Source organism: Paraburkholderia denitrificans, assembly GCF_042655705.1.
GTDB classification, from domain to species: domain Bacteria; phylum Pseudomonadota; class Gammaproteobacteria; order Burkholderiales; family Burkholderiaceae; genus Paraburkholderia; species Paraburkholderia denitrificans.
In genome coordinates this window covers 120608-145602 of sequence record NZ_JBHSMP010000017.1, presented here as the reverse complement: position 1 = coordinate 145602, position 24995 = coordinate 120608, and the positions used below count along the sequence as shown (strand labels likewise).

Below are 24995 nucleotides of genomic sequence, written 5' to 3'. Positions count from 1 at the left end.
CGAGCTTTTACTTTCTGCTCAAGCTCAATGGGACCGTCGTCAGAACGTCTCCCAATCGTCCGTCTGGTTGTTATCGAGCTTGTTAGCAGGTGTACTACCGGGTGTACTGCCGGGCCGGGAGATCTGTGCAACCGGAAGCGCTTCCATGGGCTGCTCCGCCACGCTCTTCCCGACAGCATTCTTCGCGACCGGTTTCGCAGCAGCGCGCGGTGCAGCGCCGATCGTCGCTTTGGCCGATGAGCCGCTTGTGCGATGAGTTGTTGTGCCAGCAACGTTGCGGCCTGCAATCTGCGAATCCGCGACCTTGAATGCGGAAACCGCGTCGCGCAAACCCCCAGCCTGCTCGGCCAGCGACTGCGCCGCTGCCGACGCCTGCTCCACCAGCGCCGCGTTCTGCTGCGTCACCTGATCCATCTGCACGACGGCCTGGCTGACCTGCTCGATGCCCGTATGCTGCTCGTGAGAAGCGGCTGAAATCTCGCCCATCAGATCCGTGACGCGGCGCACGGCCGACACGACATCCGTGATGGTGCGTCCCGCCTCGTCCACCTGAGCCGTTCCCGCATCGACCCGTTCGACCGATGCGTGAATCAGTTCCTTGATCTCTTTCGCCGCAACGGCGGAGCGTTGCGCAAGCGTACGGACTTCGCCCGCCACCACGGCAAAACCACGGCCCTGCTCACCCGCTCGCGCAGCTTCAACGGCGGCATTGAGCGCGAGGATATTGGTCTGGAAAGCAATGCCTTCGATCGTGCCGATAATTTCGGCCACCCGCGCCGAGCTATCCGAAATGTCGTGCATCGTCTCGACCACGCGCCCCACGATGTCGCCGCCGCGCACCGCGACTTCGGACGCGTTCGCGGCCAGCATATTGCCCTGCTTCGCACTTTCGGTGTTCTGACGAACGGTCGCCGTCAATTCCTCCATGCTCGACGCCGTTTCCTGGAGCGATGCAGCCTGTTCCTCCGTGCGCGAGGAAAGATCGGTATTTCCCGTGGCGATTTCCGCCGCCCCGGTCGCGATGCTTTCACTGCTGTTGCGCACCGAGGCGATGAGATTGGCGAGATTCGTGTTCATCGTGCGCAGGGCACGAAGCAACAGCGATGTCTCGTCGCGTCCGCTGATTTCGATGCGCGAGGTCAGGTCTCCATTGGCAACCGTTTGCGCAATCGTGACAGCAGTCTGCAGCGGATTCGTAATCGAGCGCGTGATGAGAATGGCCATGAAAATGCCGAACACCACGGCAATGGCAATTAGCGTGACAGTCGCTTCGAGCGAAGTGCGATAGGTGGAAGCAGCATCGTCGCGGGCAGCATCGGAACCTTTCTTTTGAAACGCGATATCGGCCTTGAAGGCTTCCGTCACGGCCTGAAACGCGTTTTCCGATGCACCGACGGACAGACTTCGCGCGGCCGCATCGTTATTCGCCTCCGACTGGTCGAGCACCTGCTTGTCGAGTGCCAGATAGTCGTTCCAGGCCGACTTGATCTGCTGCGTCAGTTGCCCCTCTTCCCCGCCGCGAACGGTCTTTTCATACGCGTTCATTGCGGTGTCGAACTGCTTCAGCGCCTCGTCGTGTGCCGTACGCCGCGCCACTTTTTTGTCGGCCTGACTTTCGAGCACGGAATCCAGGGTCGAGTGCCGCACGGCATTCCCCGCCATACGTGCCTGAGCGAGAGTCCGCACGCCTACCAGCCAGTTGTCTGCGATATCGACCGTGCTCGCGTTGATGCGCGACGCCTCGAACGTCGCAAAACCGCCGACTGCGCACAACAACACCAGCAGTATTCCGAAACCGGCGCCTAGCCGTGCACCAATGCGCACGCTGTTCAAGCTAAAGCCCATTTACTTACCCCCCACGAGACTTTCTAATCAATAAACTTGCGTCCGAATGCCGGGTACGGTTCTCCTTGAGGACCACACCCTCGGTGCGACTGGCTCTGCGGCCCGGCTTATCGTCGTCGCACCAATTCATCGGCTGCATCTGGCTGTATCGGCCTGCCGACTGCAAACGTTTGTTCTTGAATTCGCAGCGCATCGCCTGGAAATGCGAATTATTACTGCGGGGTGACACGGCTGTTGTGCACTTTCGGGCGCAACCCGGTCATGTCATTACGCTCAATTGCCGGTTGTACACGCACGCAACATGGTCGCCCGAATGACGCCCCTTTTGTATAACGGTCGCAAGGCTTGAAACTTAAGGTCGGCGCGGCAACTTACCCATGGCGCAACACGGCCGCACTGCCTGCGCAGTGCGGATCCGCATAATTCGATCATTGAGGATTGCTTGAGTCCCGCCACGCGAAACTGGGCGTGCGAAAAACGCCGCAATAGAAATGCACTGGAAAAATAGCTGCCGAACGTCGGCGAACCAGCCTGAAAGCCGGATGCGAGGCAGAAGCGGGATTAGAACGAACGGTCGATTACGGTGTGGAAAGGACTGCGAAAGGCGCTAGACCGGCGCTTCGAAACTTCGGGGATTCTGGACGGGTTCAGCGCTGTATCGATTCGATCGTCAGCCGTGGCGGCGATGTCCGGCCGATTCGCGACGCAAGGTGCGTCGTCGCGCGATGACGGGTGCTACTGATGGCGATGGGTGGCGATGGATGGCGAACGCCACGGCACCCGGTAGAAGGTGGAGCCGGTACGCGTACCGGCTCCACCCCGTTTACTGCAGCGTTACTTCACGTCTTTCCAGTAGGCTGCGTTCAGGCGCCAGGCGACAAGCGTCAAACCGGCGAGGAACAACAGCACCCAGACGCCGACGCGCTTGCGCGTTTGCTGCTCCGGCTCGGACATCCACGACAGGTAGGCCACGATATCGCCCACCGCCGCATCGTACTGAACCGGCGACAGCGTGCCGGGCGTCACTTGCTCGAAGCCCACGAAGTTGTGGCTCTTCTCACCCGTCTTCGCGTCGACCACGTCCTCGAACTTCGCCGTGCGCTGGCCCTGCAGCTGCCACAGCACGTGAGGCATGCCCACGTTCGGGTAGACCATGTTGTTCCAGCCGGTCGGACGCGACTCGTCGCGATAGAAGCTGCGCAGATACGTGTACAGCCAGTCGCGGCCGCGTGCGCGCACTTCCACCGACAAATCGGGCGGTTGCGCGCCGAACCATGCCTTCGCATCGTCCGGGCGAATCGCGACAGTCATCGTGTTGCCGACCTTGTCGGTCGTGAACAGCAGATTGTCTTCGATCGTCTTGTTCGGAATGCCGATAGCCTGCAGGCGGCTATAACGCATCAGGCTCGCACTGTGGCAGTTCAGGCAGTAGTTGACGAACAATTGCGCGCCATGCTGCAAGGAAGCCAGATTGGCGGCCTCGGGCGCACGGTCGAGCGGAAAGCCTTCTTCCGCGTGGACCGGTGCGCTGCCAAGCGCGAATGCGAGGGCGACCGACGCCGCGCCCGCGCGCGCCAGCCTCGTAAGCAGTTTTTTCATCTTTACGTTCTCCTCGCTCAATTAATGGGCCTTGAAGTTCACACGCTCAGGCGGCTGCTTGAACGTGCCACGCCGCGTCCAGTACGGCATGCCAAGGAAAAAGGCGAAGTAGATCAGCGCGCAAACCTGGGCGATCAGCGTCGCGACAGGCGCCGGCGGACGCGTGCCGAGGTACCCGAGCGTCAGGAACACCACCACGAAAATCGCGTAGAAGACCTTGTGGAAGAACGGACGATAGCGAATCGACTTCACCGGGCTTTGATCGAGCCACGGCAGGAAGAACAGCGACACCACGGCCGAACCCATCACCACGACGCCCCAGAACTTCGACTGCGTGAAGTACATCGCGAGGACCACGAGGATGGCGAGACCCGGCAGGGCCAGCTTCCACTTGCCGCGTGCGCGCACGAGCGCGAGCACGCCGAGCAGCGCGATCACGATCATCAGCACGAGCTTGAACGGATCGGTCGTGGCGCGCAGCATCGCGTAGAACGCGGTGAAGTACCAGACCGGCGCGATTTCAGGCGGCGTCTGCAGCGGGTTCGCGGGGATGAAGTTGTTCGCTTCGAGGAAGTAACCGCCCATCTCCGGCAGGAAGAACACGATCGCTGCAAAGACCATCAGGAAAATGCAAACGCCGAGGAAGTCATGCACCGAGTAGTACGGATGGAACGGAATGCCGTCGAGCGGAATACCCTTCTCGTTCTTCTTCGCCTTGATCTCGATACCGTCCGGGTTGTTCGAGCCCACTTCGTGCAGCGCGATGACGTGAGCAACCACGAGCCCCACCAGCACGAGCGGAATCGCGATCACGTGGAAGGCGAAGAAGCGGTTCAGCGTGACGTCGGAGACCACGTAGTCGCCGCGGATCCACAGCGACAGATCCGGGCCGACGAACGGAATCGCCGAGAACAGGTTCACGATCACCTGTGCGCCCCAGTACGACATCTGCCCCCAGGGAAGCAGGTAGCCGAAGAATGCCTCGGCCATCAGGCACAGGAAAATCGCGCAGCCGAAGATCCACACGAGTTCGCGCGGCTTGCGATACGAGCCGTACAGCAGCCCGCGGAACATGTGCAGATACACCACCACGAAGAACATCGACGCGCCGGTCGAGTGCATGTAGCGGATCAGCCAGCCCCACGGCACTTCGCGCATGATGTACTCGACCGAGGCGAACGCGAGCGTCGCATCGGGCTTGTAGTTCATCGTCAGGAAGATGCCCGTGACGATCTGGTTCACCAGCACCAGCAGCGCGAGCGAGCCGAAGAAGTACCAGACGTTGAAGTTCTTCGGCGCGTAGTATTCGGAGAGATGGTCGCGCCACATCGCGGTGAGCGGAAACCGCCTGTCGATCCAGCCGACAAGGCCTGTCGTCTCCACGGTCTTTTCGGTCGCCATTTACGCTTCTCCCTTTTCGTCCTTGCCGATCACGAGCCGGTGCTCGGACGCGAACATATGGCGCGGAATATCCAGATTCTGCGGCGCGGGTTTGTTCTTGAACACGCGGCCTGCCAGGTCGTAAGTCGAGCCGTGGCACGGGCACAGGAAACCGCCGGGCCAGTCGTCCGGCAGGTTGGGCTGTGCACCCTCCTGAAAGCGCGGCGTCGGCGTACAGCCCAGATGCGTGCACACGCCAACGGCGACGAGAATGTTCTTGCGCTCGGGACGCGAGCGGAATTCGTTCTTGCAGTAGTCCGGATCCGGCATCGAGAAAGGCTTCGCGGTGTTCGGATCGGCAACGTCGTTGTTGGCCTTCTTGACGTCGGCGAGCTGCTCGTCGGTGCGGTTGAAAATCCACACCGGCTTGCCGCGCCATGCCACGGTCATCATTTCACCGGGCTTCAAGTTGCTGATATCGACTTCCACCGGAGCGCCTGCCGCTTTGGCTCTCTCCGAAGGCGCGAACGAGCTGACGAAGGGCACAACGGTCGCCACCCCGCCAACGCCGCCCACCACGGTCGCCGCAACCAGCCATGTACGGCGGCTGCCGTCGACGTGATCATCTTCCTGGTTTTTCATTACAACCCCCACTTCAAAATTGAATGTTTCCTTCAGCCGCTTTTGCCGAATGCGCGTTCGCGTGCCTGGCGCGACACCGCGCGACAAACCTTCGAAGCGCTACCAGTTTTCGTGCTGGAGGCGCACGTAATGCCGTAATGCGGGCATCGTGCGTCACGCGAACCGGCACGACGCAGGAGCGTGTCGCCCCTTCGTCGCGGCCGTCGCGCCGTATCGATGGTTTGTCTGGGCTAGCCGGAGATCCTTAGTGCAGTCCCGAGATGTAGTCGGCCACCGCCTTGATCTCGTTGTCCGAGAGACGCGATGCAATCGCATGCATCGGCTCGCTGTTGTTGCGCGCGCCCGCACCCTGGGTGAACGCGCCCAGCTGATTCGCGGTATACGCGGCCCACTGACCCGACAGGCGCGGATACTGCGCGGGAATGCCCTGACCTGCCGGTCCGTGGCAGCCTGCACACGCCGGCACGCCCTTCTCCGCAATGCCGCCGCGGTAGATCTTCTGTCCAAGCGCGACCGTATCCGCGTTATGCGCGGCGCCCGGCTTCATCGTCTGGGACGAGAGGTACGCGGCGATGTCGGCGATCTGCTGATCGGTCAGTCCGCCTGCCATGCCCGCCATGATCGGATTGACGCGCGCGGCTTGCCCGCTGGCTTGCGGCTTGAAATCCTTGAGTTGCTTCGCGATGTACTCGGCCTGCTGACCTGCGAGCTTCGGATACAACTCGCTCGCGCTGTTGCCGTCCGCGCCGTGGCACGCCACGCAAACCGTCGATACGACTTGCTGCCCACGGCTCGCGTCGGGTTTGGCCAGATCTGCTGCGTGTGCGAGAACTGCACCGCCCGAAAGGCCTGCCATCACTTGAAACATCATCCAGATCTTGCACATCCGATTCATTCGCTCGCCCCGTTTCATTCTGTGGGAGTTAGAGGTATTGCAAAACACGACGACGACCGTACTGCCACAGAAGCGCTCGTGCTGTCCCTAAAAGACACCAATGCAATGCGTATTTTAAAAAAACCTTGAGGTAGAACGGTTGACCGATAGCAAGCTGTTCGCGAAGGTTGCGCGCGAAAGTGAATTACAAATATATCCACATGCCCGTACTTGCCAATCGCGCCGCGTCATGCCTTGCCCGGAGCTTACGAATAGGGTAACGTGGTCCAGACAGCAAGCGAGGCGACGTACCTTCGTGCGCCGCCTCGAACCTCGATCATACAGGTCGATCAGATCTTCTTGATCGGAATGTAATGCCCGTTGCCTGCCACCGGCGTGAGCGGAAGGCCTTCGCGCTCACGGCGTTTTCTTTCTTTCGACAGCGGCGGGCAAACATGCTCGTCGTAATACAACACCATACAGTCGAGACAGAGCATGCACTCCATCTGGTCGATCTTGCCTTTCTCGTCGATCGCCTGCGAACCGCAGCCAACCGCGCATGCGTGGCACGACGTGCACTCAGGCTTGCGGCGCAGCTGCAGGAACCGCAGGAAACCCGGCAGCGCGAGGCTCGAACCGAGCGGGCACAGATACTTGCAGAACGGCCGCTCGACGAAGATCGACGCGCCGATCACGACCGTCCAGAACAGCACGAACGGCCACGAGCGGTTGAGCACGCCGACGAGGAACGTCGTCTTGAACGGCTCGACTTCGGCGAGCTTTTCGGCCCACGGCATCGAGAAGACCGACACGACGAGCAGCACGGCGAACACGACGTACTTCAGCTTGCGCAGGCGATTGTGCCATTTCATCGGCAACTTGCGTTGCAGTTTTTTCAGACCCGTTGCGGCCGCAATCTTGAAGAGCAACTCGGACAGCGAGCCGAACGGACACATCCAGCCGCAGAAGAGACCGCGCCCCCACACCAGCACGGTGACGGCGATCACGATCCAGAACATGAAGATGAACGGATCGGACAGGAAGAGCCCGATATTCCAGCCGCCGAACAGCGAATGGACGAACGTGAGCACCTGCGTGATCGACGGCTGCGCCATTTCATGCCAGCCCGCGAAGACGATGGCGATCATCCAGCTCGCGTACTTCGGCCACGAAACCCAGCGCTTGTCGACGCGCTTCGCCTTGCGCACCCAGCGGTCGCGCGTGATGAAGAAGCCGATGACGGCCAGCGCCCAGGCCGCGAAGAAGCCGATCTCGACCGTCTTGCCGTGCCATGCGTTGTACCAGGCCGGTTTTTCCTCTTCGACGTGCGGACGGCCGCCTTCGAGGAAGCGGGCCGGGAGCCAGTACGGCGTGTTGAACGCGGAGAACGACTTCGCGCCCGTTTCCTTGTCGACCTTGTGGCCGAGGAACACGAATTTCCACGGATAGGCCGCGCTGAAGCTGGGGCCGCGCAGGATGAAGATGCCGGTTTCGTTGAACGACGGCGCACCCTTCGCTTCCAGCGAGTAGAGGTTCAGGAAGTCGGAGTCCTTGAACGTGTATGCGTTGATGCCCTGGCGGACCTGGATGCGGTCAAAGATGCCGCCGCGCACGAAGCCCGAACCCTTGAACGATTCGGTGCCGTTCGCGACGACGAAAATGGCATGCTCGCCGGGCTTGAGCCGGCTCATGATCTGCGCGTAATCGTACGCGCCGAGCACGCTCTTGCCGATCGACGGCGAATTCAGATATCCGAAGTACAGATCGAGGTACGGGCGGCCGATATCCGCCTCGCCGACGTCTTTCGCATGCACTTCCAGATGCTGGACCGCGCCCATGTCGACGAGATCGTTCCAGCTATAAATCGTATCCGACTGCACCAGCTTCGCTTGCGGAAGGACCGTTTTCTTGACGATGCCGACCTGGCTTGCGATCGCGACCGCGGTGCGCGCGATCAGCTGGTTTTCGGCAATGGCCGTCACGGTTGCGCCCGAGATGGCGTCAAGCCCCGGAGCGCCGCCTTCGCCATGCCCGATTTCGAAACGGCCGCCGGCGAACTTGCCGACGTACTGATGCAGAAAATCGAGCAGCTTGCCCTCGGGAATCCCGGCGAGCAGAATCGGCTCGCTGTGCTGGAGCACACGTACGCCCGCGATCACGCCTTTCGTGTCCATGCCGATCAGCGTCACGATCGGCTTGCCCGAGTAGCCCATGATGTCGACGATGTCGGTCGACAGGAACACGTAGCCCTTGAGCACACGCGTATGGCCATCGTTCGCCCAACCCTCCACATACGGCGGGTTACCCTTGCGTGCCGAGAACTCGTTCGCACCCGGCAATACGCCGGCGCAGTCGGTCCATTTGCACATCTCGGGCTGACTGAACAACTGGTCTGGCAACTCCTGCTCGTAAGTCGAAGCGAAACCCGGGCGGGCCGCTACGAGGAGCAGTACTAACAGCATGATCCGGAGCAATACTTTCATTTTTGCCACTTAGAGACAGCCGGTGTCGGAACACCTCCATTTACGAACGCAACACCGCGCGCCGGCCCGTGGGCAGAAAGCGCGGTGTTGTGGCCGGTGTTACTGTGCCTTCGCAACCATGTAGTCGACGGCTGCCTTGACTTCGTCGTCCTTCAGGCTCGGGTTGCCGCCGTGCGCGGGCATCGTGCCGTTGTTGCCGGTGAAGCCTTCCAGCGCGTGCTTGTACAGCGTGTCCTTGCCCTTCGCGATACGCGGTGCCCAGTCGGCCTTGTTGCCGAACATCGGTGCGCCGGCAGCGCCGGTCTGGTGGCACATAAAGCAGGTGCCCTTGAACGTCTTCTCGCCAACCGCCGAGTTGTCGCCACCGGCTGCGGCGGTTGCCACAGCTGCAGCGGGTGCTGCGTCGCTGGCGGCTGCTGCTGCGGGCGCTGCGGCCGGCGCGGACGCCTCGACCGCGACGGACGCGACAGGTGCAACCGCTGCCGAAGCAGCGCTGGCCGATTGCGAAGCATCATCACTCTTGCCGCAGGCCGAGAGGCCGAGGGTCAGTGCGAATCCAAGTCCAACAAGCATCAAGTTACGGGTCTTCATGGGTCCTTCCTCGTTAAAAATCTTCAGGATGCGTCCGCTTGCGCGCCCTCGGGGGCGAGGCGCAAACGAAGGCATCTAGCCCAGCAAAGGTTGCGCGAGCAACCGTTCGATCAGCGTGCGAACGTTGCGCCACGGTTCGGCGCCGATCTCGGTGACCGGATCGTCGACGACCTTGCCGTCGACGGTGTGGAAATGGTTCGGAAAAGTCTTCAGCGACTTGTGCACCGGCGCGGTGTCGATGCTCATCTGCGCCGCGTCGCCCCAGAGCCAGTTCATGGCGTATTCGGTCGGGCTCACGACCCGCAGCACCATCTCGACGCCGTTGGCGAGTTTCACTTCGAGCGCGTCACGGCACAGCGTGACCGACACGACCTGCGTGTTGTCGAAGGTCGCTTCGATCTGTTCCTTCAATTCGATATGCAGCATGATCAGAGTCCCGTTGCCAGCAGCTCGCGCAGCTGTTCCCGAATGGTTTCGCGCGTGTCTGCAAGCATCTTTGCGCCGAGGTAGTGATCGTAGGCCGGGTGTTCTGCAACTTCACCCGACGTGATTTTGGCGAGCAGTTCCGCTTCGTCGGCTGCGTCGTATTGTTTAAGCAGGAGCTTGCGATCTTCGCGCAAATCGTAAATCAGACGGCTTAGTGCGTTCATCTGCACTGCGGCCTCGGAAGGCACATTATGGAAAAAATTAGACATCTCAGCTCCCTTACATGCTTTCGTCTTTAGACACGCCGCCATCGAACGATGCCATGTCGATCGTGATCTGTTCGAAGTGATACAGCTTGCCGCCCTGTTCCTTGACGAACTGTGCGGCGTCACCTTCCTTCGCGAACGACGCGAATGTCTGGCCCATCGCGCCAAGCTTTTTAGAGCCGACCACGTAGAACGCCTGCTTCGCATCGATCCAGTGCCCGGCCGGATGCTGCCAGTCGGCAACCGCCATGTCCTGCACGTACATCGCGCCAACCTTGCGGTCGGTTTCCGGGCGCAGATACACCGAGAAAAGTCCCAGCGTGTCGCAGAAGAAATCCGTGTGGCCGTCCGCGTAAATAATCTGTGCCTTCGGACCCGGATAGTCCTTCAGGCTCATCCCGTCGAGCACGCTGATGGTCGAATCGGTGACTTCGTGCGGCGCCGGCGGCACGCCCGAACTGTTCTGGCATGCGGCGACGAGTACGAGCGCAAATGCGGCAACCGTCGTCCGGAGAAGTGTGGTGAGAGTGCGGTTCATCGATTGAATCTCCATGCTGCAAGGCCGAGCGGCGCAACGATCCACAGGAGCATCACCGGGCCGAGAAAGAACGGCTCCGCGAGCGTAGCGGGAAAGACGCTGATCAAGCCGAACATCGTGTGCAGGTCGCCCGGTCCGAAGATGTTCAGAATCCGGAAAATATCGGCCGGATTGAGCATCAGCAACAGCGGGAACATCGGGCCGAGCGCCGCGCCGCCGGTGAGCACGAGCGCACCCAGCAGCAGCAGGTCGTAGACCAGCACGAAGAAGAACCACAACGCAATCGCAACACCGCTCGCCGAGGTACGGCTCGCGCAAAAGACCGAGGCGGACACGGCAAGACTCAGGAACACCCAGCCGAGCAGCACCGCGCTAATGACGAAGCCCACGTACTGATACCAGTCGGCGTTGGGCGCGCGCAGCACGATCGCCACGCCCGCGACGCCGAAGCCCGCGAGCGTCGCGCAGGTCAGCGCGGCGGCGAGGCCCACGTACTTGCCGAGCAGCAGCTCGACGCGGTTGATCGGATACGACAGCAGCAGATTCAGCGTGCCGCGCTCGCGCTCGCCCACGAGCGCATCGAAGCCGAGAATCAGCGCGATCAGCGGCAGCAGATAAATCGTGAGACTGACGAGGCTTGCAATCAGCGGCTCGATGCCCTGAAAGCCGACCGCGCCTTGCGCGGCAGCGCCGAAGTACGAAAGGGCGAGCGTGAACGCTGCGAAGACGATCGACACGGCGAGCACCCAGCGATTGCGGATGCGGTCGTGGAACTCCTTGCCGGCGATCACGCGGATTTGCGCCCAGTGCGGAAAGTTGGACAGGCTCATGCGTTCACCCCGGTGTAGCCGAGAAACACGTCTTCAAGCGACGGTTCATGAATTTGCAGATCGGCGATCCGGTCGGACAGCGGCGCCAGCGCGCCAATTGCGCTCATCTTCGCGTCGCGCGGGCAAGAGAACGCAATGCTGCGAGCGTTAATCGTCAGCTCGCCGAACGGCGCGCGACGCAGCGCCGCTTCGATTGCCTGCGTGTCGTCCCCCTTCGCGACGATTTCGAAGGACAGCGGCAGATTCATTTCGGCGCGCAGCGCCTGCACGCTGCCCACCGCCTGAATCCGGCCGCTGCGCAGGATCGCGAGGCGATCGACGCGCTGCTGGATTTCGGCAAGGATGTGCGACGTGATGACGATCGTCGTGCCGGCCTGCTGGCGCGTCTTCAGGATCTGATAAAACTCGCGAATGCCTTCGGGGTCGAGGCCGTTGGTCGGCTCATCGAGAAAGAGGAGCTGCGGATCGCCCAGCAGCGCCTGCGCGAAGCCAAGACGCTGCTTCATCCCTTTCGAGTACTCGCGCACCTTGCGCCCGGACGCGTGGCTCAACCCGACCTGTTCGAGGAGCGGCTCGCACTGCGCCATGCCGACGCCCTTGAGGCGTGCGAAAAAACGCAGCGTCTCGAGCCCGGACAGGTTGTCGTACAGCACCACGTTCTCGGGCAGATAGCCGAGCATGCGCTTGACGGCGCGAAAGCGCGCACCGGCGACGGGCCCGCCGTCGACGTGCACGTGCCCTGCGTCGGCCACGAGAAGGCCGAGCATGAGCTGGAACAGCGTGCTCTTGCCCGCGCCGTTGCGGCCGATGAGGCCGAACAGTTCGCCCTTGCGGACGTGCAGGTCTACACCGTCGACTGCGCGCAGCGAGCCAAACGATTTCGCGACGGCTTTAAGTTCAATCATGCTACTTCCCCATCCACTGCGACCAGCCGGTATGCGCCGGCTGCATCCGCGGAGCGTCGTCCACGACGCTCGGTACCGTCATCAGCGGAAATTGTTGTGCGATCAACTTCAGCGACTGCACGGCGGGACTGTTCATCAGCACCTTCACCGCCGGGATACGCCACGTGAGCCGGTCGACGAGGTCGTTCGACTTGTACGGGATATCGCCGATGCCCCGGCCGCGCTTGTCCCAACCGTAATAGTTGCTCCAGTAGTTACCGGGCCATGCCACGTCATACGCGGCGACGTAGCGGATTTGCTGGCGGTTCTGGATGAAATCGTTGCCGCTCACCTGGTTCCTGACCGAACCGCCCCACAGATGCACGCCAACCTCGTTGCCCACCACGAGATTGCCGTGGATCTTGTTGTACTCCGCGTCGTAGATGAAGAAACCGTTCTGGTTGCCCGCCACGACGTTGTTCTCGACCACTGAATCCTGGACCGTGCGCAGCATGATCCCGTGACCGCTGTTGCCCCAGACCCGGTTGTTTCTCACGGTCTGGTTGCGCGCCTCCATGATCGCGAGGCCGCCGCGGTTGTGGAAGACGTCGTTGCCATCCCACGTGTTGAAATACGAGTTCATATAGTGCGTACCGTAGCGCACGTTATGAATCGTGTTGCCCTTAAAGAGGGCATGGTGCGACACGTCGACATAAATGCCGTCGCGGGAGTAGCTGATCGTGTTGCCGACGATCTGCGCGCCCGTCGTGTTGTACAGCTGGATGCCGTTGCCGCGATTCGGCGACAGCAGGTCGCGCTTGCCGACGATCACGTTATTGAAAATTCGCAGGTCAGCCGAACCCTCGAGCCACATCCCGAACAGGTTGTAGGCGAGCTGGCAATGGCTGATGGCGGCGCGGTCCGCGCCGGGTTGCACGTAGATCCCCGCGTTCTGCGCGGTGAGATCGGCGCCGCTGTTGACGACGTCGAGGCCGTCGATCGTCACATCGGGCGCGGCGACGCGGATAACGTCACCCACGTAGTTGCCGTCGACCACCGGTCGATCGATTCCGCGCAACGTGAGGCGCTTGGTGATGCGGAGGTTTTCGGCATAGTGGCCGCCGTAAATGACGACCGTATCCCCGGGCTGCGCCGTGTCGACGGCTGCCCCGATTCGCTCTCCAGGATGAACCGTGAGCGTAGCGGCAGCCACGGCACGCATCAGCAGCAACGCTGTGATCGGCACCGCAGCAAGTGGGAACTTCAACATGCTCGACTTCTGACTTCAGGGTTTATACGGATCGCAGGCAGCATGATCCGCGCGGGGTGGAAAAACCTGCAGCCCCGCGCGGTGCGTACTCAGGCGCGCTTACGCTTCGACGAGCATCCGCGAACGCATCTCAAGGTGCAGTGCGTGGCAGAAGTTCAAGCAGTAACACCAGAACACACCCGGCTTGTCAGCAATGAAGGTGACAGACTGAGTCTGCTGCGGGTGTACGACAAAGCTGATATTGTAATTCGGGATACCGAAGCCGTGCGTCAGATCTTCGACCTTGTCCAGGTTCGTGAGAATGATCGTGACTTCGTCGCCCTTCTTCACCGTCCATTCACGCAGACCGTACGCCGGCGCTTGCGACGTCAGGTGGACCGTGACCTTCTTGCCGTTACGCTCGACGCGGTTGTCCTTCACGCTCTTCGTCGCGAGCGGGAATTCGTTCAGGTCATAGATCTGCCGGGTCTTGATGATGTCGCGGCGAACCACGATCGAGTCATGCGGCTCCGGATAGAGCGGGTGATCGGCGACGAGCAGCATCTTTTCGCCGCTGATGTCGATCAACTGCGAGCTGTCCGGGTGCAGCGGGCCGACGGGCAGGTAGCGGTCCTTCGAGAACTTGTTGTCCGAGATGAAGTACTGGCCGTCCGGCTGAGCCGTTTCGCCCATCGACGTGAAGCCGTGACCCGGCTGATAGTGAACGTCGATGCGGTCGACCACGACCTTCGCGTTCTTGTCGCCCTGGTACGCCTTCTTCGCGGCTTCGAGGTCCCACTTGACGATCTGGCTGTCGAGGAAGAGCGTCGTGTAGATGAAGCCCTTGCCGTCGAAGCCCGTGTGGAGCGGCCCGAGGCCGATTTCCGGCTCGGCGACAACCGTGTCGCGCGGATCCTTAAGACCACCGTCGAACCACTTCAGCACCAGATCGTGCTCGATCAGGGTGGCGGTCGGCGACAGCTTGCCCGAGCACGCATAGTACTTGCCGTCCGGCGAGGCGTTCACGCCGTGCGGATTCTTCGGAACCGGCACGTACACGACGAGCGCCGTCTTCGGGTCGGTGTTGCTGGCCTTCGTGCCGTCGACAACCGGCACCTTCGAATCGCCGATGTGGGTGAACTTGCCGGCCTTGACCGCTTCTTCGATACGCGCAACGTTGAAGAAGATGCACGAGTCGCGCTCGGCCGACATCATCTCTTCGTAGTGAACGCCGTTCTCGGTGTTGTACTGGTTCGAGCACGCGAGCTTGCCGTCGTACGAGGTCGCGACGAGGTCCATGTTGCCGTCGATCTTGACCTGGTAGCGCGGCTGCATCGTGACTGCGTCCACGCAGGTGAACAGGCAGGAGTACTTCGACGGATCGTTGATGTCGCGGCCGTCGTTCGGATGCGGAATATGGAATTCGCTACCGCAGAACACGCGCGTCGTGTAGTTGATCTTCTCGTCGACCGGGTCGCGCTTGTCCGGGAAAATGCCGTGGAAGCCCTGCACGTTCGGCAGTTGCGTGATGGCATCGCACTCCATCGTGTCGAGCTTCACGCGCGCAATACGGCCATTGAGCTTGTCGTTGACGAAAAGGTGCTTGCCGTCGTAGACGCCGTCCGTGTACGACAGGTGGACGTGGTGAGTATCGCCGGTGTTGTAGTTCAGCTGGCCATTCGGCTTCGTGCCGATGATCGCGCGCGATTCGTTCGTGATGCCCCAACCCGACATGCAGTCGACGTTGAAGACCGGAACGCGACGGATTTCACGGCCGGACGGGAGGCCGTGAATGCGCAGGTCGCCCGAGTGACCGCCGCTCGAGAAACTGTAGTACGTGTCGAGCTTGCCGGGATGCACTTCATACTTATCCCACTTGATGTTCGCCTGCGGATCCGCGCCGCTTGCCGCGCTCGCGGCGCCTGCCGCGGGGGCTGCATCGCTGCTGCCCTTGTTGCAACCAGCCAGACCCAGCGACAGGCTCGCACCCGCGAGACCCGCCACAGCGGACGACGCCAGGAAGCGGCGACGGCCCGGGACTACGGTTTCTTCAGTTTTTCCTTTTGCATTCGTCATGACAATCTCACTCATCGATTCGTTTCAACGCCAGGCAACCACTGGGTTTCTTGCGCTGGAGGGGAATAACGCAATACGCTCCGGGACCGTGACCGCAATGCGGCACAATGTCGCGCGTTAAAACCACGGCTGCAGACCCCGAAAATGACTCCGGATAACAACCCTTCGTCACGTGTATGAAGTTTTAGCCTCGTCCTTCTTTGTAATTGAACTGAAAGGTTCAGTCCGCGTAGTTGGGTGGTCTACCCGCCAGCCAGCCTTATTACGCATAAAAAAGCATAACATAGGGGCCTTTTTGCACAAACTGGTGAACGGGATGACGTTGATCTGCGCCTTGCCAACTGTTTATAACCACTTACGACAACCACTTACGACAACGGCCGCCGGATAAGGCCAGGCAAAGCACGTTGTTGCAGATGCGTTTTACGCTTTATTTCGTGTGACAACTCCCGGCAAATTGCCGCAGCAATACGCTCCCGCCCGATAAGCCATTGATTCAGGTATTTGGGCAAAATGTCGCAACGAAACTCAAACCCCGAATGCGGCGGTCTGACGCAGTCCAAATGTCGCACTGCGGCTCCCCGCCTCGTTGATGGATATCAGATATACAGATAACCTCAAAACATGATTTTTTTATGTATGTTCCTTCATCGACCGGTGTGCACCTGATCGGCAGGCCACTCTGATTTGAAGCTGATTGAGTACCAGAAAATTGTCTAATTTCAGAAAGGCCGCGGGTATCGTGCTGGTGCTCGCCGCCGCCATTGCAGTCGGGCTGTGGCTCACGCTCAGATCCCCCGAGGTGTACGTTCAGGGCACTTACGTGTTCGGCACCCGCGTGCAACTGGTGCTTTACGGTGTGCCGCTCAAAGACGCGCAGCAGGACGCGGACGCCGTGTTTTCCCATTTCCAGTCGATGCACCGCGAGCTGCACGCGTGGCAGCCGTCCGAAGTCACGCGCCTGAATCAGAGCATCGCGGCCGGCGAGCCGTTCCAGGCGTCGCCCGAGCTTGCGCAGATCCTGCGCGCGGCGCAGCAGCTGTCGATCGAAAGCGACGGCCTCTTCGAGCCCGGCATCGGCAGACTCATCCGGCTGTGGGGCTTTCAGGCCGACCAGTTCGACGTGAAGCCGCCGCCGCGCGACGCGGTGCTGCGCGAAGCGGCGCTGCGCCCGCGTATCGCGGACCTCACGATCTCGCCATCGGGCGTCGTCACGAGCACGAACCGCGCGGTTTCGCTCGATCTCGGCGGCTATGCGAAGGGCTGGTCGCTCGACGAAGCGGCGGCCATCCTGAAGCAGCGCGGTGTCGAAAACGCGCTGATCGACGTCGGCGGCAACCTGCTCGCGATCGGCAGCAAGGGCGGCATGCCCTGGCAAGTCGGCATCCAGGATCCGCGCAAACCCGGTGCGCTCGCAACGCTCGAACTGCACGACGGCGAAGCGATCGGCACGAGCGGCGACTACGAACGCTTCTATCAGTCCAAAGGCGTGCGGTATTGCCACATTATTGATCCGCGCACCGGGTTTCCTGTCGAAGTCAGCGAGTCGGTCACCGTGCTCGTGAAACCCGGGCCGCACGCGGGCGCGCTGTCCGATGGCGCGAGCAAGCCGCCGTTCGTCGCCGGTCCCGCACAAGCACTGGCGATGGCCCGCAAGGCGGGCGTCGAGTCGCTGCTGATGGTCGATAGCAACGGGAAAGTGTGGGCGACTGCGCCGATGGCGGCGCGCGTACGCTTCACGGATCCGTCCGTGCAACCCGCGCTCCTGCACTAAGCGGCCTGATTAGCAATCCGATTAGCCACTAATAAGCGACCTGAGGCGACTGCCATGCCGGAGAAGTCCAGCATCGATCTGTGCAACGTGAGCTTTAAGCGCGGCGGCCGCACGATCCTGCACGACATCAGCCTGTCGATCGGACGCGGCGAACTCGTCGCGATGGTCGGGCTCAACGGCGCAGGCAAGACCACGCTGCTCTCGCTGCTTGCCACGCTCGCAGTGCCGGAAAGCGGGCACATCTTCATCGACGACGTCGACGTGGTTGCCCATCCGGCCGAGGCGCGTACGCGAATCGGCGTCGTGTTTCAAACGTCGGCGCTGGAACCGCGCCTGAGCGCGCGCGACAATCTGTGGTTCATCGCGCGTTGCCAGGGACTGAAGGGGCGTGCCGTGCAGCAGCGGGTCAACGAACTGTTGACGACCTTCGGCCTCGAGGCGCAAGCCGAAACGCCGGTTCAATGGCTCTCGGGCGGCCAGTGCCGCAGGCTCGAACTCGCGCGTGCACTGATTGCGCGTCCGCCGGTGCTGCTGCTCGACGAAGCGACGCTCGGCCTCGATATCGCCGCGCGCCGCGCGTTCTGGGCGGAAATCAGAGCGCTCGTCGACGACGGCCACACGGTCCTGTGCTCGACGCACCATACCGAAGAGGCGCGCGACGCCGACCGCGTCGTCGTGCTGCATCAAGGCCACCTGCTCGCGGGCGGCCCGTGGCCCGCGATGCACGCGCCCGTGTCCGGCACGATCCGGCTGCGCGTGCCCGATATCGCCGAAGCGCAGCGCTGGCTCGCCGCGCAGGGCTATCCGGTCGAGATCGGCAACGACAACAGCATCATCGTCTCGGGCACGGATCCGCAGGCCGTATTGCCGGCGCTGCTGCAACGCATTCCGTGCCGCGTGCTCGGCGCCGACATTGCGGCGCCCGACCTCATGGACGTGGTCGGCCACTGGATCGCCGCGCAATCGGGCGACGCCGCGCACCCTGCCACGCATCTCGCCGCGAAGGTGGCTGCGAAGGTTGCAGGAAAGGCGGCCGCATGAGCAACGCACTGACCATCGTCTGGTTCGACCTGAAACGGTTCTGGGCCTCGCCGCTGCGCATCCTGTTCGGTCTCACGCAACCGCTCCTCTATCTGTTCGTGCTCGGCGCGGCGCTCAGAAGCGGCACTTACGCCGAGGTCAGCGGATATCAGGCGTACATCTTTCCCGGCGTCGTTGGCCTGTCGCTGATGTTCACCGCCATTTCGGCTGCGGTCGGCATCGTGCACGACCGGCAAACGGGTTTTCTGAAAGCGTTGCTCGTCTCGCCCGTGGGCCGCGTCGAAATCGCGGCGGGCAAGATCGGCGCGGGCGCTGTCGTCGCATGGATACAGAGTCTGTTGTTGTTGCCGTTCGCGCCGACAATCGGGATCGGACTGAGCGCGATGAATCTCGTGCTCGTCGTCGTTGCGATGGCGTTCGCCGCGCTCGTGTTCTCGGCACTCGGGCTCGCGCTCGCGTTGCCGTTCCGCTCGGTGATCGTGTTTCCGGTCGTGTCGAACACGCTGCTCCTGCCGATGTTTTTCTTGTCGGGCGGTCTCTATCCGCTCGATCTCGCGCCGGGCTGGATTCGACTCGCCGCCGCATTCGATCCCGCCGCCTACGGCGTCGACTTGATGCGCGGCGCGCTGACGATGCAATACGCCATCGCACCGGTACGCTCGGTGGCGACGCTCGCAGCCTGTCTCGCCGTAGCGGGTGTTTTCGTGGTGTGGCGGATCAGCCGCCGCGACGCGTAAGCGCATTGACGTTCGGCGAAGGAGTACGTAGAACGTGACTAAATAGTTTTCCGTAACATCCGCCTGCGCATTTCGCGCGGGAATTCGTCACCCGCGTTTTTTTGCAAGGGTGCGTGCAGGATAACCGTCGCGCGAACGGTTTTCGCGAGTTTTAATTTTTGCCGAGTCGAGAGATCGTTTTTTTCACCGGGTCTCAAGGCAACAGCGAAGTCTGGGAAATGTCATGGGTGAGTTGAGTATCTGGCACTGGCTGATCGTTTTGCTGATCGTGGCACTGGTGTTCGGCACGAAGAAGCTGCGCAATATCGGCAGCGACCTCGGTGGCGCGGTAAAGGGATTCAAGGACGGCATGCGCGAAGGCGAAATGCCTGCTGCCGAAACGCCTTCGGGCGCAGCGCCGCGCGCACTGGCGAACGCGAACGTCACGGATGTCGACGCCCGGGAAAAAGTGTCGCACGCGAGCGAGTACCGCTAACGCGCGGGCCCGGTTCGCGGCCGGGCGTTTAAAACGAGTCGATGACTGGAAAGCACGGCACGACCTCAGGCGATAATGGGAGCTTGTTTTCCAAATGGCATCCGATTTGCGGTTTATGCGTCATTCGATATCGTTCAGGCAGAAGACGCTCGGGGTTCTGGGCCGCACAGCCGCAATCGGGCCGGGGTTGCTCGTCATGCTCGCGGACTGCGACGCCGGCAACGTCGTGACCGCAGCACAAAGCGGTGCGCAGTGGGGAATCCGGTTCCTGCCGCTGCTCATCGCGCTGATTCCCCTGCTCTACATGACGCAGGAGCTGACCGTCCGGCTCGGCATTTTTACGGGCGAAGGACACGGCGAACTGATCCGTGCGCGCATTGGCCCCGTTTGGGCGTGGGTCGCGACAGCGGGCCTCGTGATTGCCGTACTGGGCTCGCTCGTCACCGAATTCACGGGTGTCGCGGGCGTGGGCGAGATGTATGGCGTGCCGCGCGGCATGACGCTTTCCGCAGCCGTCGGCCTGTTGATGTTCGTGATCCTCACGGGCTCGCACAAGCGGGTGGACCGCGTGGCGATGTTTATCGGCGCGTTCGAGCTCGCTTTTTTCGTTGTCGCCTGGCATGCGCGGCCCGATCTGCGCGCCATGAGCTACCAGTTGCGCGACATGCCGTTCAGAACGCCGCAGTTCGGGTGGCTCGCGGCGGCGCTCATCGGCGCGACTTTCAATCCGTGGATGCTGTTTTATCAGCAGGCCGCGGTGGCCGATAAAAAGCTGACCACGCGCGACTATCGGGCAGCGCGAATCGAAACGGCAGCCGGTGCGGTATTGACACAGCTTTTGACCGCCGCCGTACTCGTTGCGGCCGCAGCCAGATTGTCGGGGCCGCATGGGCAGCAGAGCCTGCAAAGCGTGGGCGAAATCAGCAACGCGCTTACCAGTGAATTAGGCCAGCGCGCGGGGCAAATGATCTTCGGCGCCGGGGTGCTCGGCGCTTCGCTCGTCGCGGCCATTATCTGTTCCCTCGCGTTGGCGTGGGGACTGTGCGAAGTGACGGGCCGCAGCCGGTCGCTCGATGGACGCCGGTCGAGATCGCCCTGGTTTTATGGCGTCTATGCGCTCGCCGTTGCATTCAGCGCACTCGTGGTCGGGTTCGTTCCGGATCTCGTGTGGTTGAACGTGGCGGCCCAGGTCGTGAACGCCGTCATGCTGCCGCTCGTCATCGGGCTGCTGATCGTTATCAGCGTCAAGGCGCTCCCGCCCGGGCGGCGCCCAACCGGCACCTATCTCAAGTTGCTGTGCGTAACCGCCGCGCTGGTGTGCATCGCCGGCTTCGTGGGCGCGATGGCTGGATTCTGGTCTTGATGCCTGCGTGAATCCGGTCGACGCGCAATGCGTAACGCGCAGCCGCGCATTCAACTTTTGCGCAACACCGTTTGCGCAAAAGCTTTACCGCTGAAGACAAAACCGCCGTCGAATCGCAACATCGTGCGTGCCTGTAGCAAACAGAATAAAACGCCCGGGTTAACGCAGGAAATCATGGCGCTTCAGAACGCGATTGCGTAAGCTGACGCCCGACCTGATTCGATCTGGAACGCAATTGACGCTTTCGGTTCGCCTCAGGTCAACGTAGCGCTTCGCCAGGATGGCACAATGGCCGCGCACGAGACAAACGATTCATGATGCGCGGCGATTAACACGTCACAGCGGCATCTCAGCAGCGTCACAGCAGAAATTCGGGCTGAAAAAAACACGAACGGGAAAACGCTTGAGCTTCGACGAACACTACCGCCAGCTAAAACTGCCGAACACGGCGTCGCTGACCGAGGTCAAGCGCGCATACCGGCGACTGAGGGCGAAGTACCACCCGGATCGCAACAAGGGGCGCGAAGAGGCGGTCGAGCCGGTGTTCAAGCGCATTCAGGAGGCGTTCGAGGTTCTGACCGGCAAGCGCACGCCGTCCGCATCGGGTCCGGCTGCGTCCGCTTCGACTGCATCCGATTCGGCAGCGGCACAGAACGGCAATCACGGCAAAGAGACTGCAGCGCGCGAGCGCCGCAGCGCGCCGCCGATGCGCGGCGCAAACTGTCTGGTCGAGCTCTTCGTGCCGCTCGAAGTTGCGATCGATGGCGGCGAAGTCGATGCGAGCTTCCCCGTGAAGGGACCGTGTCATCCGTGCGAGAAAACGAAAGGGAACCTGCAATGCGCGCGGTGTCTCGGCACCGGCATGCGGACCTGGCGCAAATCCGAAATCGTGCCGATTCCGGCGGGCGCATGGGACGGCCAGCGGCTCGTCGTCGAAGGCGGCGGTCATCCGGGAGTCAACGGCGGCCCGGCGGGCGACGCGATTTTCTCGGTTGCCATCGTCTGCGGCTCGGCGTTCAGCCGCAACGGACTGGATCTCGCCCGTGAGTTCGAAGTGGATTTCGTGACGGCCACGCTCGGCGGCACCATCGAAGCCAACATGCTCGGCCGCACGCTGCAGGTGACGATTGCGCCGAACGCACAGCCGGGGACCGCCATCAGTCTGCCCGGCCTTGGACTCGCGGACCGTCACGGCACGCGCGGCACCCTGACGCTGCAACTGGTGCTGACGATTCCCGACGCTGCTGCGTTTCTCACCGACGACGAACGGCAGCAACTGCGCGAGATGTTCGACGATGCGAAGCGCCGCGCTGCGCAGGCCATGCCCGCAAGCGTGCAAGATCCGATCCGGGATACGTCGTACCGCACGCGGCGGCAGTGAAGCCGCACGTGTGAAGCGCAGCGCGTGAAGCGCAGCAAGTGAAGCGCAGGACGTAAAGCGCCGCGGCGCATCTCACCGTTGCGCCGCGAGCACGCCTGCTTCCGGCCCCGCAAAAATCGGCTCGCCACGCACAGCACGCGCGATCAGCGCATCGGCCTCGGCAATCCGGATGCCCTGCGCCTCATACCACGCTTCATGATAGTAAGTAGTCCTGTAGCGCTCGCCGCTGTCGCATAGCAGACTCACGATCGCACCCGATTCGCCCTGCGCCTTCATGCGCCCGGCGAGAAACAGCACGCCGACGAAATTGGTTCCCGTCGAGCCGCCCACGCGCTTGCCGAGCCGCGCCGCCAGATAGCGCATTGCCGCGAACGAAAGCGGATCGGGCACCTTCACCATCGCGTCGATGCACGTCGGGATAAACGAGCGCTCGACGCGCGGCCGCCCGATCCCCTCGATACGCGAGCCGACGTCGAGCGTGAGACCGCTATCGGGATGTCCCGCGAGCACGCTTTTGAAGTAATCGAAAAACACGGAGTGCTCGGGATCGGCGCACATCACGCGCGTCTTGTGCCGCCGATAAGCGACATAGCGGCCAAGCGTCGCGATCGTGCCGCCCGTGCCGCCGCTCGAGACGAGCCATGTCGGCACCGGATACGCTTCGTCGGCCATCTGTTTGAAAATCGATTCGGCGATGTTGTTGTTCGCGCGCCAGTCGGTCGCGCGTTCGGCGTAAGTGAACTGGTCCATGAAATGCCCGCCCGACTCCTGCGCGATACGGTGCGACTCCGCGTAAATCTCGGCAGGATTCGCGACGAGATGGCAGTGGCCGCCGTAGAACTCGATTTCCTCGATCTTCATACGCGACGTGCTTGCCGGAATCACGGCCACGAACGGCAGGCCGAGCAGTTGCGCGAAATAGGCCTCGGAAATGGCGGTCGAACCGCTCGATGCCTCCACCACGGTGCTCTTTTCGTTGAGCCAGCCGTTACATAGCGCGTAGAGAAAGAGCGAGCGCGCGAGCCGGTGCTTGAGGCTGCCGGTCGGGTGACTCGACTCGTCCTTGAGGTAAAAGCGGATGCCCGGAAAGCCGGGCAGATCGAGCGCGATGAGGTGCGTATCGGCGGAGCGGTTGAAGTCGGCGTCGATCTTGCGGATCGCGTCGCGGATCCATTCTTTGTGGGGCATGGAGACTCCCGACTTGAACTGGCAGGACAACCGGCAAACGAATTGCGGCGCGCCGGAACCATCGTGCACGCCGCATCGCCATCATGGCACAACGCCGCACGCGCGGGCGCCGAACCATAATTTAAGCAACGCTCCACGGGAACTGTACGCAAAGACGCCCCGCTGGCTTTGTATAATCGCGCATCCCTTCTTCGTGCCCGGCCCGCTTTCATGCTTAGCTTCGCGCTTGGTTTCCTCGTTTCTTTGCTGGTCACGCTGCTGATCGTGCGGTACGCGCACCTGCATGAAAAATTTTCCGTGGATTCGGATCTCGCGGGCGTGCAGAAATTCCACGCGCGCCCCGTGCCGCGCATCGGCGGCACCGGTATCGTCGCGGGACTGGTCGTGGCCGCCGTGCAGTTGCACGGCGCCTATCCGGCCGTTTCGGGCGGCATCCTCGGCATCATCGCGTGCGGCATCCCCGCGTTCGCGTCGGGCCTGACCGAAGACCTCACGAAGCGGGTTTCGCCGCTCGCGCGCCTCATCTGCACGATGGCTGCCGCCGCGCTCGCGTGGTTTCTGCTCGGCATCGCGGTCACGCGCATCAGCGTGCCGCCGCTCGATTTCCTGCTCTCTTACGCGCCGGTTTCGTTCGCGGTCACGGTGCTCGCGGTCGCCGCACTCGCCAATGCGGTCAACATCATCGACGGCTTCAACGGCCTCGCCTCGATGGTCGCGTTCATGATGTTCGCCTCGCTCGCCTACGTGGCCTTCCAGGTCCACGATCCGGTTGTGCTCTCCGCGTCGCTCATCATGATGGGCGCGGTCATGGGCTTCTTCATCTGGAACTTCCCCGCCGGGCTGATCTTCCTCGGCGACGGCGGCGCGTACTTCATCGGCTTCATGCTCGCCGAGCTGTCGATCCTGCTCGTGATGCGCAACCGCGACGTGTCGGCCTGGTATCCCGTGCTGCTCTTCATGTACCCGATCTTCGAGACCTGCTTCTCGATCTACCGGAAGAAGTTCGTGCGCGGCATGTCGCCGGGCATTCCCGATGGCGTGCATCTGCACATGCTCGTCTACAAGCGGCTGATGCGCTGGGCCGTGGGCGCGCGCACCGCGCACGAACTCACGCGCCGCAACTCGCTCACGTCGCCCTACCTGTGGCTGCTGTGCCTGCTCGCAGTCATCCCCGCGACGCTCTTCTGGCGCCACACGCTCCATCTGTTCTGCTTCGTGGTGGTATTCGCGATCACCTACGTCTGGCTCTACGTGAGCATCGTGCGCTTTCGCTCGCCGAAGTGGCTCGTCGTGCGCAAGTCCCATCGGCGCAGCTGACGCAACCCGGCGACGCGCATTCAAGTCGATTCAAGC

General features: G+C 62.1%; 22 protein-coding genes. 7 read left to right on the top strand and 15 right to left on the bottom strand.

What is annotated here, in order from left to right:
- Positions 1 to 39: 39 nt before the first annotated feature.
- The 14 genes from ACFPTO_RS15225 to nosZ form a co-directional block, all read right to left on the bottom strand.
- Positions 40 to 1845, bottom strand: coding sequence for a methyl-accepting chemotaxis protein (locus tag ACFPTO_RS15225; RefSeq protein ID WP_377712355.1), 1806 nt, complete (start codon positions 1843 to 1845; stop codon positions 40 to 42).
- 834 nt (positions 1846 to 2679) lie between these two features.
- Positions 2680 to 3444: a cytochrome c1 gene (locus tag ACFPTO_RS15220; RefSeq protein ID WP_377712353.1), complete on the bottom strand. Its 765-nt coding sequence runs from the start codon at positions 3442 to 3444 to the stop codon at positions 2680 to 2682.
- Positions 3445 to 3465: 21 nt separating this feature from the next.
- Entirely contained in the window at positions 3466 to 4845 is a 1380-nt protein-coding gene (locus tag ACFPTO_RS15215) for a cytochrome b (RefSeq protein ID WP_377712351.1), read from the bottom strand.
- Positions 4846 to 5466 carry a ubiquinol-cytochrome c reductase iron-sulfur subunit gene (petA, locus tag ACFPTO_RS15210; protein WP_377712349.1) on the bottom strand — a complete coding sequence of 207 codons (621 nt, stop codon included), beginning with the start codon at positions 5464 to 5466 and terminating at the stop codon, positions 4846 to 4848.
- A gap of 244 nt (positions 5467 to 5710) precedes the next feature.
- On the bottom strand, positions 5711 to 6361 hold the full coding sequence (locus tag ACFPTO_RS15205) for a c-type cytochrome (protein ID WP_377712347.1): 651 nt from the start codon (positions 6359 to 6361) through the stop codon (positions 5711 to 5713).
- A gap of 329 nt (positions 6362 to 6690) precedes the next feature.
- On the bottom strand, positions 6691 to 8823 hold the full coding sequence (locus ACFPTO_RS15200; protein WP_377712345.1) for a 4Fe-4S binding protein: 2133 nt from the start codon (positions 8821 to 8823) through the stop codon (positions 6691 to 6693).
- A 99-nt stretch (positions 8824 to 8922) separates the two neighbouring features.
- Positions 8923 to 9414, bottom strand: coding sequence for a c-type cytochrome (locus ACFPTO_RS15195; RefSeq protein WP_293036409.1), 492 nt, complete (start codon positions 9412 to 9414; stop codon positions 8923 to 8925).
- A 75-nt stretch (positions 9415 to 9489) separates the two neighbouring features.
- A complete protein-coding gene (locus tag ACFPTO_RS15190; RefSeq protein ID WP_377712343.1) occupies positions 9490 to 9840 on the bottom strand; it encodes a toxin-antitoxin system TumE family protein in 351 nt (116 codons plus the stop codon).
- Positions 9841 to 9842: 2 nt separating this feature from the next.
- The gene (locus ACFPTO_RS15185) at positions 9843 to 10109 is read right to left on the bottom strand and encodes a hypothetical protein (protein WP_377712341.1); all 267 of its coding nucleotides are present in this window, start codon (positions 10107 to 10109) and stop codon (positions 9843 to 9845) included.
- Positions 10110 to 10119: 10 nt separating this feature from the next.
- Positions 10120 to 10644, bottom strand: a complete 525-nt coding sequence (locus ACFPTO_RS15180; protein WP_377712339.1) for a nitrous oxide reductase accessory protein NosL — start codon at positions 10642 to 10644, stop codon at positions 10120 to 10122.
- Entirely contained in the window at positions 10641 to 11474 is an 834-nt protein-coding gene (locus tag ACFPTO_RS15175) for an ABC transporter permease (protein ID WP_377712337.1), read from the bottom strand. The genes ACFPTO_RS15180 and ACFPTO_RS15175 overlap by 4 nt, the downstream gene beginning before the upstream one ends.
- Positions 11471 to 12379 (bottom strand): ABC transporter ATP-binding protein, encoded by a 909-nt coding sequence (locus tag ACFPTO_RS15170; RefSeq protein ID WP_377712335.1) that lies wholly within the window; start codon positions 12377 to 12379, stop codon positions 11471 to 11473. The genes ACFPTO_RS15175 and ACFPTO_RS15170 overlap by 4 nt, the downstream gene beginning before the upstream one ends.
- A 1-nt stretch (position 12380) precedes the next feature.
- Positions 12381 to 13628: a nitrous oxide reductase family maturation protein NosD gene (locus ACFPTO_RS15165; RefSeq protein ID WP_377712333.1), complete on the bottom strand. Its 1248-nt coding sequence runs from the start codon at positions 13626 to 13628 to the stop codon at positions 12381 to 12383.
- A gap of 99 nt (positions 13629 to 13727) precedes the next feature.
- Complete coding sequence (nosZ, locus tag ACFPTO_RS15160; RefSeq protein ID WP_377712331.1) at positions 13728 to 15698, bottom strand: TAT-dependent nitrous-oxide reductase; 1971 nt, start codon at positions 15696 to 15698, stop codon at positions 13728 to 13730.
- 697 nt (positions 15699 to 16395) lie between these two features.
- Here nosZ and ACFPTO_RS15155 point away from each other — a divergent pair.
- The 6 genes from ACFPTO_RS15155 to ACFPTO_RS15130 all read left to right on the top strand — a co-directional run bounded on the left by ACFPTO_RS15155 (position 16396) and on the right by ACFPTO_RS15130 (position 22454).
- Positions 16396 to 17457, top strand: a complete 1062-nt coding sequence (locus tag ACFPTO_RS15155) for an FAD:protein FMN transferase (protein WP_377712329.1) — start codon at positions 16396 to 16398, stop codon at positions 17455 to 17457.
- Positions 17458 to 17511: 54 nt separating this feature from the next.
- Complete coding sequence (locus tag ACFPTO_RS15150; protein ID WP_377712327.1) at positions 17512 to 18498, top strand: ATP-binding cassette domain-containing protein; 987 nt, start codon at positions 17512 to 17514, stop codon at positions 18496 to 18498.
- Entirely contained in the window at positions 18495 to 19235 is a 741-nt protein-coding gene (locus ACFPTO_RS15145) for an ABC transporter permease (RefSeq protein ID WP_293045598.1), read from the top strand. The genes ACFPTO_RS15150 and ACFPTO_RS15145 overlap by 4 nt, the downstream gene beginning before the upstream one ends.
- 223 nt (positions 19236 to 19458) lie before the next feature.
- The gene (tatA, locus tag ACFPTO_RS15140) at positions 19459 to 19710 is read left to right on the top strand and encodes a Sec-independent protein translocase subunit TatA (RefSeq protein ID WP_377712325.1); all 252 of its coding nucleotides are present in this window, start codon (positions 19459 to 19461) and stop codon (positions 19708 to 19710) included.
- Positions 19711 to 19825: 115 nt separating this feature from the next.
- The gene (locus tag ACFPTO_RS15135; RefSeq protein ID WP_377712323.1) at positions 19826 to 21073 is read left to right on the top strand and encodes an NRAMP family divalent metal transporter; all 1248 of its coding nucleotides are present in this window, start codon (positions 19826 to 19828) and stop codon (positions 21071 to 21073) included.
- A 403-nt stretch (positions 21074 to 21476) separates the two neighbouring features.
- Positions 21477 to 22454 (top strand): DnaJ C-terminal domain-containing protein, encoded by a 978-nt coding sequence (locus ACFPTO_RS15130; protein WP_377712321.1) that lies wholly within the window; start codon positions 21477 to 21479, stop codon positions 22452 to 22454.
- 72 nt (positions 22455 to 22526) lie between these two features.
- Here the strand turns inward: ACFPTO_RS15130 and ACFPTO_RS15125 are convergent, their stop codons facing one another.
- The gene (locus tag ACFPTO_RS15125; RefSeq protein ID WP_377712319.1) at positions 22527 to 23642 is read right to left on the bottom strand and encodes a PLP-dependent cysteine synthase family protein; all 1116 of its coding nucleotides are present in this window, start codon (positions 23640 to 23642) and stop codon (positions 22527 to 22529) included.
- A 210-nt stretch (positions 23643 to 23852) separates the two neighbouring features.
- Here ACFPTO_RS15125 and ACFPTO_RS15120 point away from each other — a divergent pair, with 210 nt between their 5' ends.
- Positions 23853 to 24959 carry an MraY family glycosyltransferase gene (locus ACFPTO_RS15120; protein ID WP_377712317.1) on the top strand — a complete coding sequence of 369 codons (1107 nt, stop codon included), beginning with the start codon at positions 23853 to 23855 and terminating at the stop codon, positions 24957 to 24959.
- Positions 24960 to 24995: the final 36 nt, after the last annotated feature.

Bases quoted from the DNA above. Each gene is read 5' to 3' on its own strand.
- ACFPTO_RS15225 (WP_377712355.1), bottom strand. From the start codon at position 1,845: ATGGGCTTTAGCTTGAACAGCGTGCGCATTGGTGCACGGCTAGGCGCC.
- ACFPTO_RS15220 (WP_377712353.1), bottom strand. From the start codon at position 3,444: ATGAAAAAACTGCTTACGAGGCTGGCGCGCGCGGGCGCGGCGTCGGTC.
- ACFPTO_RS15215 (WP_377712351.1), bottom strand. From the start codon at position 4,845: ATGGCGACCGAAAAGACCGTGGAGACGACAGGCCTTGTCGGCTGGATC.
- petA (WP_377712349.1), bottom strand. From the start codon at position 5,466: ATGAAAAACCAGGAAGATGATCACGTCGACGGCAGCCGCCGTACATGG.
- ACFPTO_RS15205 (WP_377712347.1), bottom strand. From the start codon at position 6,361: ATGAATCGGATGTGCAAGATCTGGATGATGTTTCAAGTGATGGCAGGC.
- ACFPTO_RS15200 (WP_377712345.1), bottom strand. From the start codon at position 8,823: ATGAAAGTATTGCTCCGGATCATGCTGTTAGTACTGCTCCTCGTAGCG.
- ACFPTO_RS15195 (WP_293036409.1), bottom strand. From the start codon at position 9,414: ATGAAGACCCGTAACTTGATGCTTGTTGGACTTGGATTCGCACTGACC.
- ACFPTO_RS15190 (WP_377712343.1), bottom strand. From the start codon at position 9,840: ATGCTGCATATCGAATTGAAGGAACAGATCGAAGCGACCTTCGACAAC.
- ACFPTO_RS15185 (WP_377712341.1), bottom strand. From the start codon at position 10,109: ATGTCTAATTTTTTCCATAATGTGCCTTCCGAGGCCGCAGTGCAGATG.
- ACFPTO_RS15180 (WP_377712339.1), bottom strand. From the start codon at position 10,644: ATGAACCGCACTCTCACCACACTTCTCCGGACGACGGTTGCCGCATTT.
- ACFPTO_RS15175 (WP_377712337.1), bottom strand. From the start codon at position 11,474: ATGAGCCTGTCCAACTTTCCGCACTGGGCGCAAATCCGCGTGATCGCC.
- ACFPTO_RS15170 (WP_377712335.1), bottom strand. From the start codon at position 12,379: ATGATTGAACTTAAAGCCGTCGCGAAATCGTTTGGCTCGCTGCGCGCA.
- ACFPTO_RS15165 (WP_377712333.1), bottom strand. From the start codon at position 13,628: ATGTTGAAGTTCCCACTTGCTGCGGTGCCGATCACAGCGTTGCTGCTG.
- nosZ (WP_377712331.1), bottom strand. From the start codon at position 15,698: ATGAGTGAGATTGTCATGACGAATGCAAAAGGAAAAACTGAAGAAACC.
- ACFPTO_RS15150 (WP_377712327.1), top strand. From the start codon at position 17,512: ATGCCGGAGAAGTCCAGCATCGATCTGTGCAACGTGAGCTTTAAGCGC.
- ACFPTO_RS15145 (WP_293045598.1), top strand. From the start codon at position 18,495: ATGAGCAACGCACTGACCATCGTCTGGTTCGACCTGAAACGGTTCTGG.
- tatA (WP_377712325.1), top strand. From the start codon at position 19,459: ATGGGTGAGTTGAGTATCTGGCACTGGCTGATCGTTTTGCTGATCGTG.
- ACFPTO_RS15135 (WP_377712323.1), top strand. From the start codon at position 19,826: ATGCGTCATTCGATATCGTTCAGGCAGAAGACGCTCGGGGTTCTGGGC.
- ACFPTO_RS15125 (WP_377712319.1), bottom strand. From the start codon at position 23,642: ATGCCCCACAAAGAATGGATCCGCGACGCGATCCGCAAGATCGACGCC.
- ACFPTO_RS15120 (WP_377712317.1), top strand. From the start codon at position 23,853: ATGCTTAGCTTCGCGCTTGGTTTCCTCGTTTCTTTGCTGGTCACGCTG.